This window comes from Gardnerella vaginalis ATCC 14018 = JCM 11026 (assembly GCF_001042655.1).
Lineage (GTDB): Bacteria > Actinomycetota > Actinomycetes > Actinomycetales > Bifidobacteriaceae > Bifidobacterium > Bifidobacterium vaginale.
In genome coordinates this window covers 773,444-791,797 of record NZ_AP012332.1, presented here as the reverse complement: position 1 = coordinate 791,797, position 18,354 = coordinate 773,444, and the positions used below count along the sequence as shown (strand labels likewise).

14 protein-coding genes and 1 pseudogene are annotated in these 18,354 nt (G+C 41.4%); all 15 read right to left on the bottom strand.

Going from position 1 to position 18,354, the window contains the following annotated elements; genetic code table 11:
- Positions 1-11 precede the first annotated feature (11 nt).
- Positions 12-704, bottom strand: coding sequence for an orotate phosphoribosyltransferase (gene pyrE / locus GAVG_RS03000; protein ID WP_004115202.1), 693 nt, complete (start codon positions 702-704; stop codon positions 12-14).
- A 62-nt stretch (positions 705-766) separates the two neighbouring features.
- Positions 767-1,762, bottom strand: a complete 996-nt coding sequence (locus GAVG_RS02995; protein WP_004111773.1) for a dihydroorotate dehydrogenase — start codon at positions 1,760-1,762, stop codon at positions 767-769.
- A gap of 6 nt (positions 1,763-1,768) precedes the next feature.
- Positions 1,769-2,677, bottom strand: a complete 909-nt coding sequence (locus tag GAVG_RS02990) for a dihydroorotate dehydrogenase electron transfer subunit (RefSeq protein WP_004138030.1) — start codon at positions 2,675-2,677, stop codon at positions 1,769-1,771.
- Positions 2,678-2,865: 188 nt separating this feature from the next.
- Complete coding sequence (pyrF, locus tag GAVG_RS02985) at positions 2,866-3,900, bottom strand: orotidine-5'-phosphate decarboxylase (protein ID WP_004138240.1); 1,035 nt, start codon at positions 3,898-3,900, stop codon at positions 2,866-2,868.
- Between the two features lie 84 nt (positions 3,901-3,984).
- The gene (locus tag GAVG_RS02980; RefSeq protein ID WP_004111776.1) at positions 3,985-5,397 is read right to left on the bottom strand and encodes a dihydroorotase; all 1,413 of its coding nucleotides are present in this window, start codon (positions 5,395-5,397) and stop codon (positions 3,985-3,987) included.
- Positions 5,398-5,483: 86 nt separating this feature from the next.
- Positions 5,484-6,713: an aspartate carbamoyltransferase gene (gene pyrB, locus GAVG_RS02975; RefSeq protein ID WP_009993908.1), complete on the bottom strand. Its 1,230-nt coding sequence runs from the start codon at positions 6,711-6,713 to the stop codon at positions 5,484-5,486.
- Positions 6,714-6,824: 111 nt separating this feature from the next.
- Positions 6,825-10,097, bottom strand: a complete 3,273-nt coding sequence (locus tag GAVG_RS02970) for a bifunctional [glutamine synthetase] adenylyltransferase/[glutamine synthetase]-adenylyl-L-tyrosine phosphorylase (protein ID WP_009993906.1) — start codon at positions 10,095-10,097, stop codon at positions 6,825-6,827.
- Positions 10,098-10,146: 49 nt separating this feature from the next.
- Positions 10,147-11,001 (bottom strand): annotated as a pseudogene (gene metF, locus GAVG_RS02965) (methylenetetrahydrofolate reductase [NAD(P)H]).
- The gene (gene metE, locus GAVG_RS02960) at positions 10,998-13,334 is read right to left on the bottom strand and encodes a 5-methyltetrahydropteroyltriglutamate--homocysteine S-methyltransferase (protein WP_009993905.1); all 2,337 of its coding nucleotides are present in this window, start codon (positions 13,332-13,334) and stop codon (positions 10,998-11,000) included. The pseudogene metF and the gene metE overlap by 4 nt, the downstream one beginning before the upstream one ends.
- Positions 13,335-13,510: 176 nt before the next feature.
- The gene (locus GAVG_RS02955) at positions 13,511-14,068 is read right to left on the bottom strand and encodes a SixA phosphatase family protein (RefSeq protein WP_004117220.1); all 558 of its coding nucleotides are present in this window, start codon (positions 14,066-14,068) and stop codon (positions 13,511-13,513) included.
- A gap of 21 nt (positions 14,069-14,089) precedes the next feature.
- Entirely contained in the window at positions 14,090-15,190 is a 1,101-nt protein-coding gene (locus tag GAVG_RS02950) for a tRNA (adenine-N1)-methyltransferase (protein WP_004111782.1), read from the bottom strand.
- Positions 15,191-15,226: 36 nt separating this feature from the next.
- Positions 15,227-16,291: a tRNA (adenosine(37)-N6)-threonylcarbamoyltransferase complex transferase subunit TsaD gene (tsaD, locus tag GAVG_RS02945; RefSeq protein ID WP_013399577.1), complete on the bottom strand. Its 1,065-nt coding sequence runs from the start codon at positions 16,289-16,291 to the stop codon at positions 15,227-15,229.
- Complete coding sequence (gene rimI / locus GAVG_RS02940; protein WP_009993902.1) at positions 16,284-16,892, bottom strand: ribosomal protein S18-alanine N-acetyltransferase; 609 nt, start codon at positions 16,890-16,892, stop codon at positions 16,284-16,286. The genes tsaD and rimI overlap by 8 nt, the downstream gene beginning before the upstream one ends.
- A 20-nt stretch (positions 16,893-16,912) precedes the next feature.
- Entirely contained in the window at positions 16,913-17,707 is a 795-nt protein-coding gene (tsaB, locus tag GAVG_RS02935) for a tRNA (adenosine(37)-N6)-threonylcarbamoyltransferase complex dimerization subunit type 1 TsaB (protein WP_004117227.1), read from the bottom strand.
- Between the two features lie 38 nt (positions 17,708-17,745).
- On the bottom strand, positions 17,746-18,261 hold the full coding sequence (gene tsaE, locus GAVG_RS02930) for a tRNA (adenosine(37)-N6)-threonylcarbamoyltransferase complex ATPase subunit type 1 TsaE (protein WP_020760277.1): 516 nt from the start codon (positions 18,259-18,261) through the stop codon (positions 17,746-17,748).
- Positions 18,262-18,354 lie beyond the last annotated feature (93 nt).

Sequence of the window (18,354 nt, the reverse complement as noted above, 5' to 3'; positions counted from 1 at the left end):
GCACAGACAATTTACGCACCATATTCTCGCAAATAATTTTCAGCTCGAGCAGCTAAATTCTCATCCATAACAGCGCTTCCGTCATTATTAGTAAGTTTTTGTGCTGCAGCAAAAATTTCACGCACGTTAGCAATTGGCAACACTGGGAATCCAAACTCCTGCTCTACTGCTTTTACTGCAGAAAGCTCACTATCTTTCGTGCGTTCCATTCTGTCTACTGCCAAAATCAAGCCTACAACTTGCACATTTGCTTCCGCTTTAAGCTTTGGCAAAGTTTCACGAACTGCGGTTCCAGCGGTCATCACGTCGTCAACTAACAGAACTTTCATGCCGTCTTTTAACGGTTTTCCAACCATAATTCCACCGTCGCCATGGTCCTTTCGCTCTTTGCGATCAAAAGTAAAACCAACAGGCATATTGTGATTATTCGTCAAAGCCATTGCCGTAGAAACTGCAAGCGGAATGCCCTTATAAGCAGGACCAAAAACAGTATCAATATCTTGCGGAAGTTTGCCATCTTCAATTGCTGCAACAACGCGCTGAGCGTAATATGCTCCTAAGCTCGCGATTTTCATTCCGTCGTCAAAAGCTCCAGCGTTAATAAAATAAGGTGATTGACGACCAGATTTTAGCGTAAAATCACCAAATTTAAGTGCGCCTGAATCAAGCAAAAACTTTGTAAAACGTTCGTCTAATTCTGCCATAATTAGCTCTCTTTCTTAAAATAATTTTGAATACTTTCTAAATACTTTCTAAATACTTAATTTCAGCGCCAAGTTTTTCCTTCGGCAAGCAAAGACGCAAGCTTTGGACGCGAATCAAGCAAATCGTCAAGCTCGCGAGCAATGCGAATAGGAGCAGTAGGATCTACCAAAGCGGCAGCACCAACTTCTACAGCATTCGCGCCAGCATACAAGTATTCCAAAGCTTTTTCGCCAGAATCAATGCCACCAATGCCAATAATTGGAATATCTGGCATAGCTTGACGAACTCTCCAAACAAACCCAAGTCCAATCGGGAAAATAGCAGGACCTGAAACACCGCCAGTACGGTTTGCAATAATCGGCTCGCCTGTTCGAATATCAATTCGCAAACCAACAAGCGTATTAATCATGCTTAAAGCATCCGCTCCAGCATCAACTGCAGCTTTGCAAATCGAGACTATATCAGTAACGTTTGGAGTCATTTTTACAATCATTGGTTTATCTGTCATTGCGCGAAGTCGCTTAATTAAGCGGTGCAATGCCACTGGATCCGTGCCAACGCTCATTCCGCCGTGAGTCACGTTTGGGCAACTTACGTTAATTTCAAGCATGTCTGCAGAAGAATCTGCAAGCTTTTCAACAACTTGAGCATAATCGTCATCACTGTGGCCAGCAACATTTGTGATTACAAGCGCTCCAAGCTTTTTTAACTTTGGAAGCTCGTCTACTAAATAGTGGTCAACTCCAGGATTTTGCAAACCAACAGCATTCACCATTCCAGAAGGCGATTCAGCAGTGCGCGGAGCAGGATTTCCTTGCCAAGGAACAGGTGAAACACCTTTTGTGCAAATTGCACCAAGCTGACTCACGTCGTAAAAGTGAGCGCAAGCCGCAAGCTGAAACGTGCCAGACGCTGTTCCAACCATGTTTTTCCATTCAACTCCAGCAACTTTAGTTGAGTGCTTCCAAACGTGGCTTGTGTCAAATCCAAGAGTTGATGCATTATTTTGCGCGCTATTTTGCACATTCTCTAAAGTATTATTCATTTCGTTACTCATATCTTTTTACTCCCAGCCTAATCTTTCAGAGTCAAACACTGGTCCTTCGTTACAAACTTTAAGTCTGCCTTCTAAAGTATCTACAACGCAAGCAACACAAGTTCCATATCCGCATCCCATTCTTGCTTCTAGGCTTAATTGACATTTAACATTACGCTCATGCGTCCAATGAGCTACAGCCTTCATCATTGGCATAGGACCGCAAGAAAGAACAACAATAGGCAAATCGCCATTAAAATCAAAATGATTTTCTTGCTCTAGTTCATTAAGCAAAGTAATAACAGTTCCTTGCGCGTTGCTAATGCTATAAACATTATCAACGTATTCCTTCATAAATGAGTCAGCAAAATGATTATCGCGATATCCAAGAACCGCAGTCACTTTGCAATTCTTGTTTTTTGCAATCGCCTGTGCAGCACAAATCAAAGGAGGAACACCCAATCCCCCGCTTACAAGAACATAGTGCGCTGGCTTAGAAATATCAAAGCCCAATCCTAATGGTCCTAAAGCGTCTACAGTGTCTCCTGCTTTAAGCTGCGCAAACTCGGCAGTGCCCTTACCAATCACAGCAAAAATAAGAGTAAAAGTATCTCCATCAACGCTTGCAACACCAAATGGTCGAGGAAGCATAGTCGTAGAATCTGGAGAATATAAGTTAACAAATTGCGCAGGAGTGGCAGTTTTAGCAATAGCATCATCGCGCAAAACTAAGCGATACACACCTTCATCAAGCTTTTGATTATCAAGAACTTCTATAGCACGGCGACCTAAAAGACGAGTGTATTTTAAATCATCAGCGTGCAAACTTTTTGCACTAAAAGAATCTGCGCCCGAAGAATCATAAGCGTCTTCACGTAACGTAAATATGGCGTTTCTCAAAGATTTTCGAGTTTGAATAAACATGCCATCACTCATCTAGTTTTACCCTACCTTATGTAGTCGTATCGTTGCGTAATTTAGCTATCTTTAGCTATTTTTAGTTTTAGTTATATTTAGTTATACATGCATAATTGTTTTTACACGCGCATATTCACAATTTTGACACAATGACCTTGAAACATTTCCGAATTGTGATTCGCTTTGCATTAACACTAACACACGATTTATTTATATACTGCTTGTCTTAAATCATCCCTCATGTTTAAAGCAGATTTGCGAGCAGAATCAGATACAATCTCAAGAATATTATTAAGAGAAAGAGAAGACTTGTTTTTAACATAATCTTGCGATTTTCGCCAAGAACCAATAATTCCGCGAGAAGAATTCACTATTGCACCTCGACCATTTTCATCAAACATTCCAGCAACATCTTGTGCCGTTCCACCTTGTGCGCCATAACCTGGAACAAGGAAGAAAGTGTGCGGCATAATCTCGCGCAAACGCTTACCTTCTTCTGGATGAGTTGCTCCCACTACTGCTCCTACTCGCGAATACCCTCTAGTCCCAATATTTGATTCACCCCATTTTTCTATCAAACCTGCCATATGCTCATAAACTGGTTTGCCATCTTCAACAACAAGTTCTTGAAGCTCTTTGCTAGAAGGATTAGATGTGCGTAGAAGAACAAAAATATTTTTATTACGCGCTACTGCCTCATCTATAAATGGCTTAACACCATCTGAACCCATATACGGGTTTACAGTAAACGAATCCTCGTGCCACACATCTTTTGTACTAGCGCTTTTAAGAAGATTAACTAAAGATTCGTTAAAATCGTAAGAATCATCTTTGAAATACGAATCAAGATTAGCGAATCCTCGCAAATGTGCTGCATACTGAGCTGCAGTGGAACCAATATCGCCTCGTTTTGCGTCACCAATAACAAATAACCCACGTGATTTTGCATAATCACAAGTCATAGCATAAGTGTCTATTCCAGCTGAACCAAGCGCCTCATACATTGCAATTTGCGGCTTAACAGCTGGAACAATGTCATAAATCGCATCAATAATCGCACGATTAAACTCAAAGTACGATGCAGCAAGCAAGGTTGGCAAAGCCTCTTCATCTTCGACTTCTTGCAAAACTTCATCAGATAATCCACTTAAAATTTGCGCAGGCAAAATCCCAGGCTTTGGATCTAATCCAACAACAGTAGGGTTTTGCTTCGCTGCTATTTCTTCTATCAGTTCGTCCATATTGTTCCTCTACTAGCCGCAAACTATTTTTTAGTTTTTAGTCTTTGTCTTTACTTATAAAACACGACTTATAAAATACACAAATTACATACGAGAAAAGGCGATCTCTGAGCCAACAATAGTAGCCACTGGTCTTCCCTGTAACTGCCATCCTTCAAATGGAGTATTACGAGCCTTTGAATGGAATGAATTCGCATCAACGCTCCATTTTTCACGCATATTAATAAGCACTAAATCAATATTTTCTGGATGTTCAGTTTCACTTAATTTTAATGTTCGTCTCACGGCACAACGCGAAGACACGTTAAGCAAAGCTGCAACATCTGTAGGCCTTCTACTCATAAATTGCATAGGATTAATCGACATAAGTTCAATTAAGTGCTTATCATCCGTATATCCTGCATCAACAAGAACTTTACGGCATACACCATAAGCACATTCCAAACCAATAATCCCATTTGGAGTATTAGCAAAATCGCCAGCTTTATCACCTGCTGTGTGAGGAGCATGATCTGTGGCAATCATATCTATAGTGCCATCTGCAATAGCAGCAAGAGTTGCCTGTCGATCCGCTTTAGATCTTAGTGGTGGATTCATCTTTGCCATTGACCCATACTTAAGCACATCCTCATCGCAAAGAGCAACGTAATGTGGGGCTGTTTCGCAAGTAATCGGCAAACCTTCCTTCTTGGCTTTGCGAATAGCTTCAAAAGCAGCAGCCGTACTAACATGCTGGAAGTGCACGTGAACACCTGTTTTGCGAACTGCTTCTATATCCCTATTAACAATCGCAAGCTCCGTAGACGCAGGAATTCCGCCAACACCTAGAATTTTAGCAACTGGTCCTTCGTTTACCGAGCCATAATCATGGTGCTCACAATGCTCAAGAAGCGGTAATCCTGTTTCTTTCGCCATTTTAAGAACGTCTAGCAAAATCGAATTTGTAACAGCAGAACCATCATCACTTATGGCAGTAATTGGATGCTTTTTCATAGGCGAAGTTTTTTGATTATCATCAACACCATGAACATATTTTTTCCAAAGTTCAATATTGCTTGGTTTTAAACCTTGCCTACTTATTGAAGCACAAACACTTAAATCGTAGTGGACTGGCAATTTTACGCCATAAATACACCCGTATCTTTGCAAAAAATCTATAACGTTTTCTACATCAAAAGGAGCATCATTCCAAGGCTCACCGTCAACAGCTGGAATTGTGTTTGGCATAATCAACACATTCGTATATCCTCCAGCAGCCGCAGCATTGCCACCAGTCATCATTGTCTCTTTATCAGTTTGACCAGGATCCCTAAAATGCACGTGCGGATCTGCAAAACCAGGAGCAACAATCCAATCGCTTGCATCAATTTCCCCGTAAATTCGGGCATTTTGTTCAATTAAAGCGTCTTGTCTAACGCCATCTACAACCAAATCGATTCGCTCGCCAGTATCCCAAACGGCAATATTTCGCAAGGTTAACATGCGTGAGTCGTTCATATTGCTCCTAGTTTTGCTTATTTCTATTTTTATTCAGTTTTATTTTTAATTTTGAATTATATTATTTACGTATATTCTACTTGGATTCACTGCAATTCTTCATCACAATACAAGCAATGATACTCATGTCTATCTGACTCAGCTTTATAGAATCTACGCTTAAGAGTCAACTCACTATTTGTTATGCAACGAGAGTTAGGACATATAAGATTTTCTGGAGCATTCTCGTCAGATATGTGAACGCGAGGATTAGCCAACGAAATTCCATGAGCATCGTAAGCTTCCAACTCATCTTTAGGAACATTGACAAAATCAGTCGGTTCATATCCTGGAAGCTCATCTCCAAGAACAGAGCTTTCTAATGCCATTCGCATAAGCATGCCATTCTTAACCTGTTCAAAATATGCTGCACGAGGATCGTCATCAACATCAACAGCGATTTCGTTAATTCTAGGAAGTGGATGAAGCACTGGCATATAAGATTTTGCTTTTTGCAATTTTTCTTCTGTCAAAATGTAAGTGTCACGAAGTCGCAAGTATTGCTCGCGATCTGTAAAACGCTCTTCTTGCACGCGAGTCATGTAAAGAACGTCTAGACTGCCAATAACTTCCATCAAATTGCGCGTTTCTTCGTAAGAGCACGAAGGTGTATCATTAATGCGGTCGATTACGTACTGAGGAGTTTTAAGCTCATCTGGGCTAATTAGCACAAAGTGAACGTTTCCAAAGCGGCATAAAGTTTCGATAAGCGAGTGAACAGTGCGGCCGTATGTTAAATCTCCACATAAACCAACTGTTAAATTATTCAGCCTGCCAAATCGTGCAAGAATTGTAGCTAAATCTGCAAGAGTTTGAGTAGGGTGCATATGACCACCATCTCCTGCGTTAACAACAGGAACACTTCCTGCATGCGACGCCACAAATGCAGCACCTTCTTTAGGATGACGCATAGCTACAACATCTACATAATTTGACACCACTTTTAAAGTGTCGCTAACTGTTTCGCCTTTACTTGCACTAGAAAGCTGAGCGCCTGCAAAACCAATCACCTTTCCACCTAAGCGAAGCATTGCAGTTTCAAAGCTTAGTCGCGTTCTCGTGCTCGGCTCATAAAAAAGAGTGGCCAACACTCTGCCATCGCAAGTGTGGGCCACTTCTTTTCTGTGCTCGTCAATATATCTGGCTTTGTCTAAAAGCATTCGTATTTGCGCCGTGGAAATATCGTCTAAAGTAACAACGCTTTTGTTTGCTAACGATTGAGCAATTGCGCAACGAGAAAAAACTTGATTAGAAGAATCAGAAAATACATTCGTCATAATAGAACCGCTTACCTTTCGCTAGTTGGCAAACGACCGCGACCACACGCGACCTTGTAGATTGTACACGATTTGTCAGACTTAGCGACACAATAAAAATGTTTCTAAATATTAGCGACAGTAGAAAATACGAGACATGACTTCGCGGCATTGACGCATAACAGCCATTAAATCGTTTTCAAAAACGCGACCCTGGTTTGGATCGTATCCAAGATAAGTGGCGATTCCACCCAAAGAATAAGAGTCTGTTGGAAGAACATCCGCGCGCTCCAAGGAACCAGACCACAAGAAGTTCGCATTTCGCACTGCAGAACACATATGCCAGCATTTTTCTAACACATTTGCGTCTTCATCTTCAATCAAATTCAATTCTTTAAGCGCTTTCAACGCTTGCATTGTGCCAACTACGCGCAAGGACTCGTGTTTCCCAGCATATTGCAATTGCAGAAGCTGAACAGTCCACTCAACATCGCTTAAACCACCGCGGCCAAGCTTCAAATGTCTGTCTCTACTAACGCCTCTTGGTAAGCGTTCCGCTTCCATACGCGCTTTAAGCTTACGAATTTCCGCCAATTGAGATTCGCTAAGAGCATCTGGTGAATAGCGCAAGTCGTTTACTACTCCGCTTAGCAGATCATCTGCCAAATCTTTCGACCCTGCAGCAAAACGCGCGCGCAAAAGTGCTTGATTTTCCCACGTACTAGCCCACTTTTGGTAATAATGCTCACACGATTCTAGAGAACGCACAAGCGGACCATCTTTACCTTCTGGTCGCAAATCTAAATCGACCATGATTTTTGGTTCTAAAGTAAGAGGACCTTGCAGAATATTGCGCAATATGTCTACAGTAGTCTGCGCGAAACGGTGAGCAAGATCAGATACGGAATCATATTCAATCTTGCAATCATCACCATTAGACGTCGGCTTATAAACAACCATCATATCCGCATCCGAGCAGAAGTTAACTTCCCTTCCGCCATAACGTCCTAGGGCAATAATGGCAATCGAAGCTTTACTCTCGTCTAAGCCCATTTTTAAAGACGCATCTTTCATAGACCATTGCAGAGCAGCATCAAGTACAGCATCAAACACATCACTCATCGCTTGCATAGAAGTATCATCGTCGATAATCCCGCACATCCAAGCAAGAGCTACTCGCTCAATTTCTTGCCTTCTTAAAGCGCGCAAAAATTGTGCAAAATCCGCAATACTGCTTGAATATCTTGCCACCATTGCTCGCGTTTGCATATCTAGACTTTCTCTGCCTCTAGGTGCAAGAGCCGAATCGTCTCCAAGCCAAGTAATAGATTGTATTGACTGCATCATTGCATCGCCTAAATAACGCGAATCAGACAAAACATGACAAAGCCTGCGAGCCGCGCTAGGAGAATCACGCAAAAATCCAAGATATGTGTTTTTTCCACCAAAGCGCTCGGAAAGTCGCCTAAAAGCAAGCAAACCCATGTCGGGATTTTGCCCTTCTCCAAGCCATTTCAACACTGCTGGGAGCAAAATTCTGTGGATTTTAGCAGCGCGTGAAAGTCCATCAGTAAGCGCTTCAACATGCATTTGTGCAGCTTTTGCATCAGCAAAACCGATCGATGCAAAGCGAGCGCGAGCAGCTTCTGCAGACAACACAATAGGATCCGCATCCGTTTGCGCATTGATTGGCAGCATTGGACGGTAGTAAATATCTTTATGCAAGTGCCTAATTTCTCGGCGCGCTTTGTCGAATCGTGCAACAAGCTCTTCTGGCTTAAGTCTAACAGCTCTAGCAAGACGCCTGATTTGTTCGTTATTGTTAAGCTCTTCCGCACTAATGCTTCTAGCGCGATCTAATCCACCATTTCCTTGGGCACCTAAATCTGGGAATAAATGAGTGCGTTGCATACTCCACATTTGCTGGCGATGTTCAAGAACACGCTCAAAACGGTAGTGTTCTGCCAAAATTGCAGCTTGCGACCTAGAAACGTAGCCTCCAGCAGATAGTGCGTTAAGCGCGCCTAAAGTATCTCTAACTCGCAAAGACTTATCTTCACTTCCGTGCACAAGTTGCAGCATTTGAACTGTAAACTCAACATCTCGCAATCCTCCGCGCCCAAGCTTCATGTCTAAATCTCGCTGAGATGCAGGGATCAAAGACTCTACTCGCTGTCGCATATGTTGGCAATCTGCAACAAAGTGTTCTCGCCCAGACGCTTTCCAGATAAGCGAATCTGCCATTTGTCTATAATCTTTACCAAGCTGCCTGTCTCCTGCGGCTGGTCTCGACTTCAGTAATGCTTGAAACTCCCAGCTACTTGCCCACTTTTCGTAGTATTCGCTATGTGATTCCAATCGCCTAACAAGAGGTCCATCTTTGCCTTCTGGTCTTAGCGCTGTATCAATTTGCCATAATGGTGGCTCCGCACAACCCATAACAACCGATTGACACACTTTTTGCAAAACAAGTGCAATAGAAGACCCAACTCGCAAAGCTTCATCTTGTTTAACGCCATTAGTCGGTTCTACTACATATATTAAGTCAATGTCTGAAACGTAGTTTATTTCTTGCGCTCCCAATTTTCCCATTGCTATTATTGCAAACCTGCAGCAACAAGATCCAGAAATTTGCCCGCGCGCAATCGCAAGCGCAGCTTCAAGAGCCGCATCCGCAGCATCCGAAAGTTTACGACTTATGTCTGGCTGTAATTCTACAGGGTCTGCGCTCGCCAAATCATATGCCATAATTGCGGCAATATGCTGACGATATCTCGCTCTAAGCACACAAACAGCTTGTGCAAAAGGCATAGAGCTTATTGGAACAGTGCACGAATTGCAATTCTTTGCGTCATCTTTTTCTTCGTTTACTACTGTTGCACTATAAGATTGAATAGCTTGAAGTAAATCCGAAACACGTTCTTCTAAAGTCATGTGTAGTAAGTGATTTGGGTCATTTGCTGCAGCGTTTATTAGATCGGCGTGCGTTCTCATTAGCATCGCAAATGATTTAGATGCTCCAATAACTTGCATTAAAGACGCAAGTGGGCTTGTTATTAATGAATTATTCGAGTTCTCCGCAATATTTTCAACAGTTTTTTTCTGAGATTGATATATATCTTTAAACGCTAAAATTGCGTAATCTGGATCTTCTACTCTATTTATGCTTTCTAAGATTTTGAGCACATTAATTGAGTTATTCTCACAATTTTTGCAAATATCTTCTATGGTTTTACGAGCAGATTCTGGACGAGCAAATCCAGCTTTAACTAGAGTTCTGTATGATAAGTCAGTTTCTTTAGCAAAACTTAAATTAAAATCCGCATGCTGTTTTAAATCAGTGCCTAAATTATGATCTAAATCGCTATTACTGCTTTTTTGACTGCTCATAACGCCACTGTACATTGTGGTGCAGTACAACATGATCCTTGCACTGCACCACAAATCTAGAAATTTACACTATCTTAGTAAAAAGTGGCTTAACGTTTGACCAAATGCTTCTGGTAACGCCAGGACGATTCATTGTGTACAAGTGTATTCCATCTACGCCTTCCGCAACTAAATCGTTAATCTGTTGAGACGCAAATATGCTTCCAGCGTCTTGCAAGACTTCTGGGTTACTTCCTCATCGCTCAATCATTGCTAAAACTGGCTCACTTATTTTAGAAGAGCACATTTTTGTCATTCGCTTAACTTGATTCGCGTTTACAACAGGCATAACTCCAGCTTCAATTGGAACGTTAATGCCAGCTTTTCTAGCTAAATCCCTAAAGTGCAAAAAGTCATCGTTATTGTAAAAAAGTTGCGAAATCAAGTGAGTTACTCCAGCATCAACTTTTCGCTTTAGATTATCGATGTCTTCTTGCAAAGTAGCAGCTTCTGGATGTTTTTCTGGGTAGCATGCACCCAAAATAGGCAAATCTGGGCGCTTTGAGTGAATATATGATACTAAATCGCTTGCGTGATTAAATACTCCAGCAGCATTCTGATTTTCAATAACGTCTCCGCGCAAAGCTAAAACGCCACTAACGCCTGCCTTATCAAACATATCTAAAGCTTCGTCAACATCGTCATAATCCAAGTATCTTGCTGTTAAGTGAGCAACAGTTTTAATGCCATACTCCGATCGAATAGTGTTGGCGATTCTAGCAGTAGCAGTTCGATCCGAAGATTTTCCAGTTCCATAAGTTACAGATATAAAATCTGGATCCAATCCCCTTAAGCCATCTAAAGTGTCGTAAATCGTACCTATTGGAGATGTTCTTTTAGGCGGAAACACCTCTAGCGAAAACTTTGGTTTGTACGTCATTTTAGACTACCGCCCAATTCGCTTCTAACTTTTTTAGCTGCCGAAACAAGATTTTGCAAGCTAACCCAAGTTTCTGCATTTCCGCGAGTTTTCAAGCCACAATCTGGATTAATCCACAGCTTGTCTGCTGGCATTTTGTGCAAAATCTCGTGAATCCTGTTAACAATCTCATCTTCGCTAGGAACGCGAGGAGAGTGAATATCATAAACACCAGGGCCAGCTTCTGTTTCAAAGTTCGCGTTATGAATAGCGTCCAAAACAACTAGATCTCCGCGCGAAGCTTCAAACGATATCACGTCCGCATCCATTGCATCAATGTCTCGAATAATGTCGTTGAATTCCGAATAGCACATATGAGTGTGGATTTGCGTAGTAGCAGCTACAGCAGAGTGCACAAGACGGAAAGCTGCAATCGCCCAGTCCAAATACTTCTTATGCCAATCCGAGCGTCTAAGCGGAAGCTTTTCTCGTAGCGCTGCCTCATCGATTTGAATTACGCGAATTCCAGCACGCTCCAAGTCCAAGACTTCATCTCGAATAGCAAGAGCAAGCTGCTGAGTTTGCTCTTCGTGCGTAATATCTTCGCGAGGCCAAGACCAGTTAAGAATCGTAACAGGCCCCGTTAGCATGCCTTTCATAACATGGTTTGTGCGGCTTTGAGCATACGCACTCCACTCTACTGTGATTGGCTGCGCTCTAGAAACGTCGCTCCAAACGATTGGAGGCTTTACGCATCGAGTTCCATAAGACTGCACCCAAGCGTTTTTTGTAAACTTAAATCCGTGCAAATGCTGGCCAAAGTATTCAACCATGTCGTTTCGCTCAAATTCGCCATGTACAAGAACGTCTAAGCCAATGCGCTCCTGGTGTTCTATGCACTCGTCTATTTGCTTGGCAATAAACGCGTTGTATTCTTCTTTGCTAATTTCGCCTTTTCTATAAAGCGCTCGAATCGATCTTATTTCTTTTGTTTGAGGGAAGGATCCGATAGTTGTTGTAGGCAAATCAGACAATCCTAATGCTTCTTTTTGTAATTTTTGACGCTCCGCGCGAGATGGCTTTCGCTCAAAATCTTCTGGCTTAAGGCTTGCGATTCGCGCTTTAACATTTTCGTCTACTTTTACTCTAGACCCATCGAATAATGCCTGATTTTGCGCTAATTCCTCGCTGTTTTTAAGCTCATCATCATTCAAAACGCAAAGCTTAGCGATTTCGCTTACTTCCTTCAGCTTTTCTACAGCAAACGCAAAATGCTTTAATACGTCTTCGCCAAGCTCTTCTCCATCCGTACTAAATGGAACATGCAAAAGCGAGCATTCAGTGGAAACAGCTATGCGATTAGTAACGTTTTTTTGCAAAGCATCTAGCAAGCCAAGGCTTTGCGCGTAATCATTTTTCCAAATGTTTCTGCCGTTTACAACTCCTGCAAAAATAGTTGTTTTCTCGTTTACTCCATATTTTTGCAAAGCTTCAAGGTTTTCTTCTTTGCCTTCTACAAAATCTAAGCCAATTGCATCAAATGCCAAATCGTTTAGTGTTTTGTACGAGTCTAAAATATTGCCAAAATAAGTGTTAAGCAAAATTTTAACGTTTTCAGCATTATCCGCGCTTTCAAATCTGCTTTGAAGAATCGGATTATATAAGTCGCTAAAAATCCTTAAATCTCCATCTTCTTTATCTAAGCACAAGTATGGTTCGTCGAATTGCAACCATTTTGCTCCAAGACTTGCAAATCGTTTTACGATATCGCAATACGCGTTTGCTAATGCTTCAATCGTCTCTTTGTTTGCTTCTAATTCTTGTGCTTGCGGGGTGCGCGCTAGTTTTAAGAAGGTGTATGGTCCAATCAACACTGGTTTTGTTTCAATTCCGAGTGCTTTTGCTTCATTGAACTCGTCGAATGGTTTTGTGCCAGCTAAATGCAAATCTTGCGGATTTTCTACTTCTGGAACAATGTAGTGGTAGTTGGTTGTGAACCACTTTTTCATTGGAAGCGCTGTTACGTCTCCGCGTTCACCTTGATATCCGCGTGCGATTGCAAAAAGCGTATCTTCTGCATTTTCAAACTCTAGATTCTTGTACCGTTCTGGCACTGCACCAAGCAGGATTGCTGTGTCTAGCATTTGATCGTAATAGCTAAAATCATTACTTGGTATAAGTTCTATTCCAGATTCTGTTTGGATTTTCCAATGTTTTTTGCGCAAATCTTTTGCAACTTGTCTTACTTCTTCTAGAGTTGCGTCTTTTTTCCAATAGCGTTCAATAACTTTTTTAAGCTCGCGATTTGCGCCGATTCGTGGGAATCCCTGTACGGACGTAAGAACAGTATGCATATATCCTCCAAATAATTAACAACCTGATTCAGCCTAGCAAACATTTGGCTTAATGAGGTCATTAGCTATTTGGGGGTGTCGTTATAACCTAAACTTATATGCAGATTTATGCAGATGATTCGTGTGGATTTTATGCAAATTTTATAAGGATTTTATGCAAATTTATGCGTATTTTACTATTCAAAATCCTTTGGGGTTATAATTCCCAACGCTTTAGCTCCTCGCAAACCGCAAGATGCAAAAGGTACGTCGGATACTAAAACAATAATCGAAGCATTAGCTAATCCGAGTCGCATTGTTCCTAATATATCAGGATCTGAATCTGGAGAAGAAAGCCATTGCGCAGCCATCGACATTGTTGGCTCATGACCAATAATCATTGTTATTCTAGAATCGCTCCTAATCGCACAAAGCTCATCCATTACAGACTGCATTCCGCCATCATATAAGCTCTTTCTTGACGCTACTATTGGAGAATCTCCGAACTTTTTAAGCATTTTGTGCATCGTTTGTTCGGTGCGATTTGCACTTGAACAAATAATGTAGTCTGGAACAAGCTTTAAAGATTGCAAACCTTTTGCCATGATTTTTGCTTGTTTTAAACCTTTATCGCTAAGGTCCCTTCCCCAATCGTCTCCCATTGTTGGCGGCTGTGCTTTTGCGTGGCGCATTAGTAGTAGCACATATTTTGCGTGCTTTACTTTTTTAACGATTTTTTTGATTGACGCCGCCATTTTAATCTCCTCAGTCTTCAGTTAAGCCTTATCAGGCTTTGGATTTGAGTTAGGTAATTGTGCGATTTGCAAATCTAAATCTCTAAGGACTTTTCTAAGCTTTCTATCGGATATATCTCTAAGAGACAAGTCTTCTAACTGTTCTGCGCGCTCTTCGGGAGTTAAGTCATCAATATCGCTAACAGTATCTTTTGTAGCACGATCGCGCTTTTTTAACGCATTAAATCCTTGCGCCATTGCGCGCGAAATAACCAAAAAACCAGTATGACCTATCATTGCGTGATCTGGTCTAACTGCTAAATCTTGTGCTTTCCAAGTTCTTTCTAACGTTTCTTGAATCTCTGGTTCTGTCCAAACTCCCGAAGCTCGCAAACTTTGTGCCATTCTAGACATTTGCGTTGTGGTTGTTACGTACGCAACCAATACTCCACCTGGAGCAATAACTCTATAAGCCTGTTCAAGCCTGTTCCAAGGATCAAGCATATCTAGCATAATGCGATCAAAATAGCCTTCTGGAAGTGACTTTGCTACTGAGTCAAAATCTCCAGTTAAAAGATTCCACCATTCTGGTTTTTCGCCATAGTAAATTGTTGCGTTTAGTTGCGCGATTCTAGCAAAATCAGGCCTAAGCTCTATTGTTGTAAGCTCACCACTTTGACCAACAGCGTCTAAAAGACTTAAACTCATTGCGCCAGATCCTGCTCCCGACTCTAAAACACGCATTCCAGAGCGAATATCTCCTAAAGAAATCACTTGTGCAATATCTTTTGGATACATGATTTGAGCGCCTCTTGGCATAGATAAAACGTAATCCGCCAATCGCGGACGCATAACTACATAATCCCATCCGCCTATTGCGCGGGCTGCCATCCATGGCTTGTTTGATTCTTTAGATGCGTCAAGCTGCTTATTGCTACGCTCAAAATCACGTTTTGTGCTAACTGTTGTTACTACAACACCTTGAGTTTTGCCAATAACATCGTCGTGCAAAATAATGCCGTGTTCGGTTTGTGTAACTCCGCCTTTAGTAAGCTGTGCTGTGATTCGCTTGCCTTTTCTATCGGTGAATTGGATTTTTTCACCAACTTGCAAAACTCCTCTACGTGCATAGCTTTCGTACACAAAACACCTCGCTTATCTTCAGAACGACTTTTACTATTATAAGCTAACGGTTGTAAGTGGCATTGCTGAATCGATTGCAAAATCTGGAGCGGACGGACGAACGCCTGCTTCCACCAAATTCACACCAAGCATTGCCACCATTGCTCCGTTATCTGTGCAAAGCTTAAGCTCTGGCAAACGAACTTCGATTCCATGCTCTTTGCCTTGCTCTAAAAGATGTTCTCTAAGTTGCGAGTTTGCAGAGAATCCGCCACCAATCAACAAAGTTTTTGAACCGTATTGCTCGCAGCCCATCATAGCTTTGCGAGAAAGAACATCCGCAACAGAGTTTGCTAAAGACGCACAAACGTCGTCAACTGGTATTTCTAAGCCTTGTGCTTGGCGAGCTTCCACCCAACGCGCAACAGCAGTTTTGACACCCGAAAAACTAAAGTCGTAAGGATGCTCTTTGCCAGAACGACCTTGCGTAAGACCTTGTGGAACTTTCAAAGTATTTGGATTTCCAAGGCGCCCGTGCCTATCAATATGCGGACCCCCTGGGTAAGGGAATCCAAGCAATCTAGCTACTTTATCAAAGCATTCGCCAGCTGCGTCGTCTAATGTTGTTCCAACAACATCTATACTGCGCGCAATGTTATTAACATGCAAAAGAGAAGTGTGACCTCCCGAAACTATAAGCGCTAGAACGTCTTTAGGTACATCGCCAAATTGCAATTGTGTTACTGCAATGTGTCCAATAACGTGGTTTATTCCATAAATCGGCTTTTTTGCTGCACTTGCTAGTGCTTTAGCTCCCGAAACTCCAACAGCTAAGCATCCTGCTAATCCCGGACCTGCACTTACTGCTATAGCGTCAATATCGCTTAAATCCATATTTGCATCTGCTAATGCTTTTGATACCACTGGCACGAATGCTTCTGCATGCGCGCGTGATGCGATTTCTGGTATAACACCACCGTAGCGTGCGTGTTCTTGCATTGAGGATGCTACAACGTTAGAAACTAATGTTCTTCCTTTAACGATTGCGGCTGCCGTTTCATCGCAAGTTGATTCAATGCCTAAAACTATTGGCTCGCTTGTTTTATTCATTGTTTCACTCATTATTATCCTCACTTTTAGCGCTGTTATAAGCTTCGCTAGATTCTTCTAAGCTTTTTGAGCTTTTTAAATTTTCTAAGTCTTCTAAATCGTCTATTTGTGCGCACATTGTATATGCGTCTATTCCTTCTGGCATATAGTATCTTTTTCTTAATCCCATTTTTGTAAAACCGAATTTTTCATACAGTTTTAGCGCTGGATTGTTATTTACCCTAACTTCTAAAAGCATTCGTTTTGCGCCTATTGATTTTGCATTTTCAATCATAGTTTTTAGAAGATTGCTTGCAATTCCTCGCTTTTGATATTCTTTTGCAACGCCTATTGTCATTATTTGAGCGTCATCGCCATCAAACCAAAATCCCGCATACCCAGTTACCGTATTTGTGTTTAGATCAACATCTGCATAATACGCGCGCATTGGTGCTTGTAACTCTTGCAAAATCATGTTCTTGTTCCAGCATCCTGGTCCAAACAAGTCTGCTTCAATTTTTGCAATTTGAGAAACTATTGCTTCATATTTTGCATAATCAATTTTCTCTATTGCGCAGCTTTGACTATTTGATGCACAAGCTGGATATTTTGAGCGAGTTATGTCTACAATCATATGTGTACTTCGCTTGAATCCTATTTTTCCGCCACTTTTGTAGCAGCGCCAGATCCCAAAACGTGCTTCAACGGGTTTGGAACAGATACGTCTGGTCTTCTTAAATAAAGCGGTTCAATAACGTCTTTTTGACTTGCGCACAGCTTAAATATCTCTAATCCTTTTACGCCTAAATCAAGAGCACTCGCCTCTGTAATTAAGCATATATTCCCGATTTTCTTCCAATCTTCAGCGTATTTTTTAGCACCATGGCCTGCAACGCAAACGCAATAATCGCAAATATTATTTGATTCAAAATATTGATTTACTCTTTCAACAATATTTGCAGGATAATCAATGTCCATTTCTATTACTGCACAACCACTATCGTCATATAAACTCATATAAACTTGGCGTCTTCTAGCGTCATTTAACGAAAGAACATACGTGTGTTTAGCTACGCAAGATTCATTATTTTCGACTATTTCACTATTAGAGATAACGCCATCTTTAAGCGATTCTTCAAAAGCGCCAGAACGAATCATTAAACTTTGTGGAAGCAAACTGTTGCATCCTAGAATCTTTGCGTTATTCGCAAAAGCAATCGCCTTAGCTGCAACCAACCCAGCTCTTAAACCTGTAAAAGGAGCAGGGCCTACTCCAACTACAATCTCGTCTATTTGATTAAGCTCTAGTCCAGCATTTTTTACTGCAAAATCAATGTTTACTTGCAACTTTTCAACATGTGTACGCGAATCCGTTTCCACTATTGGCTTATAACCTACAACTCCAACTGTTGAACCATATGACGTATCTATAATCAGCGTATTGCTCATTTTTGTTCCTTAAATTAACCAACCAATTTAGCTTACTCTTAATCAAGAATTTTTAAGCGATCGCACCAGTCTCCTCCGACTGGAACAAGCGTTACAACGCGCTTGCCTTCACTTGTAAACTCATTTGACTTTTCTTTATCAATCGGTCTATCAATATGAATTTCAAGACGAACATCAGCAAGAACACCAGCCATCTGTTCTCCCCACTCCATAAGCACAACAGTTCCCTCTCCTGGTTCTTCCAATGCTTCATCTAAACCTAAAGATTCAAGCTCATCTAAAAGCCTAGAAACAGTGTCTTGCCCTGGAGCATAATCTTTTCCACCAAGCCTATAAGCATCTACATGAATAAGATTCGCAACTTTTCCATCAGAAAATGTGCCTTTTAGCTCTCTAGCAATAGTAAAAGTCGGGGAAACTATCGGATCTTTTATTCCCAAGCCCTGTCCAAAACCTTGCGCGAACGTTGTTTTTCCAGCACCAAGTGGACCAGAAAGCAAAATAACATCTGTCTCATGCACTATTTTTGCAATAGTTTTTCCAAGATCTCGCATACACGAACCAGTTGGAATTACTAGCTTTTTGATATTATGATTTTCCAAAATCACACACTTTCATATTAGACTTTTAACACTCTATGTTTTAAC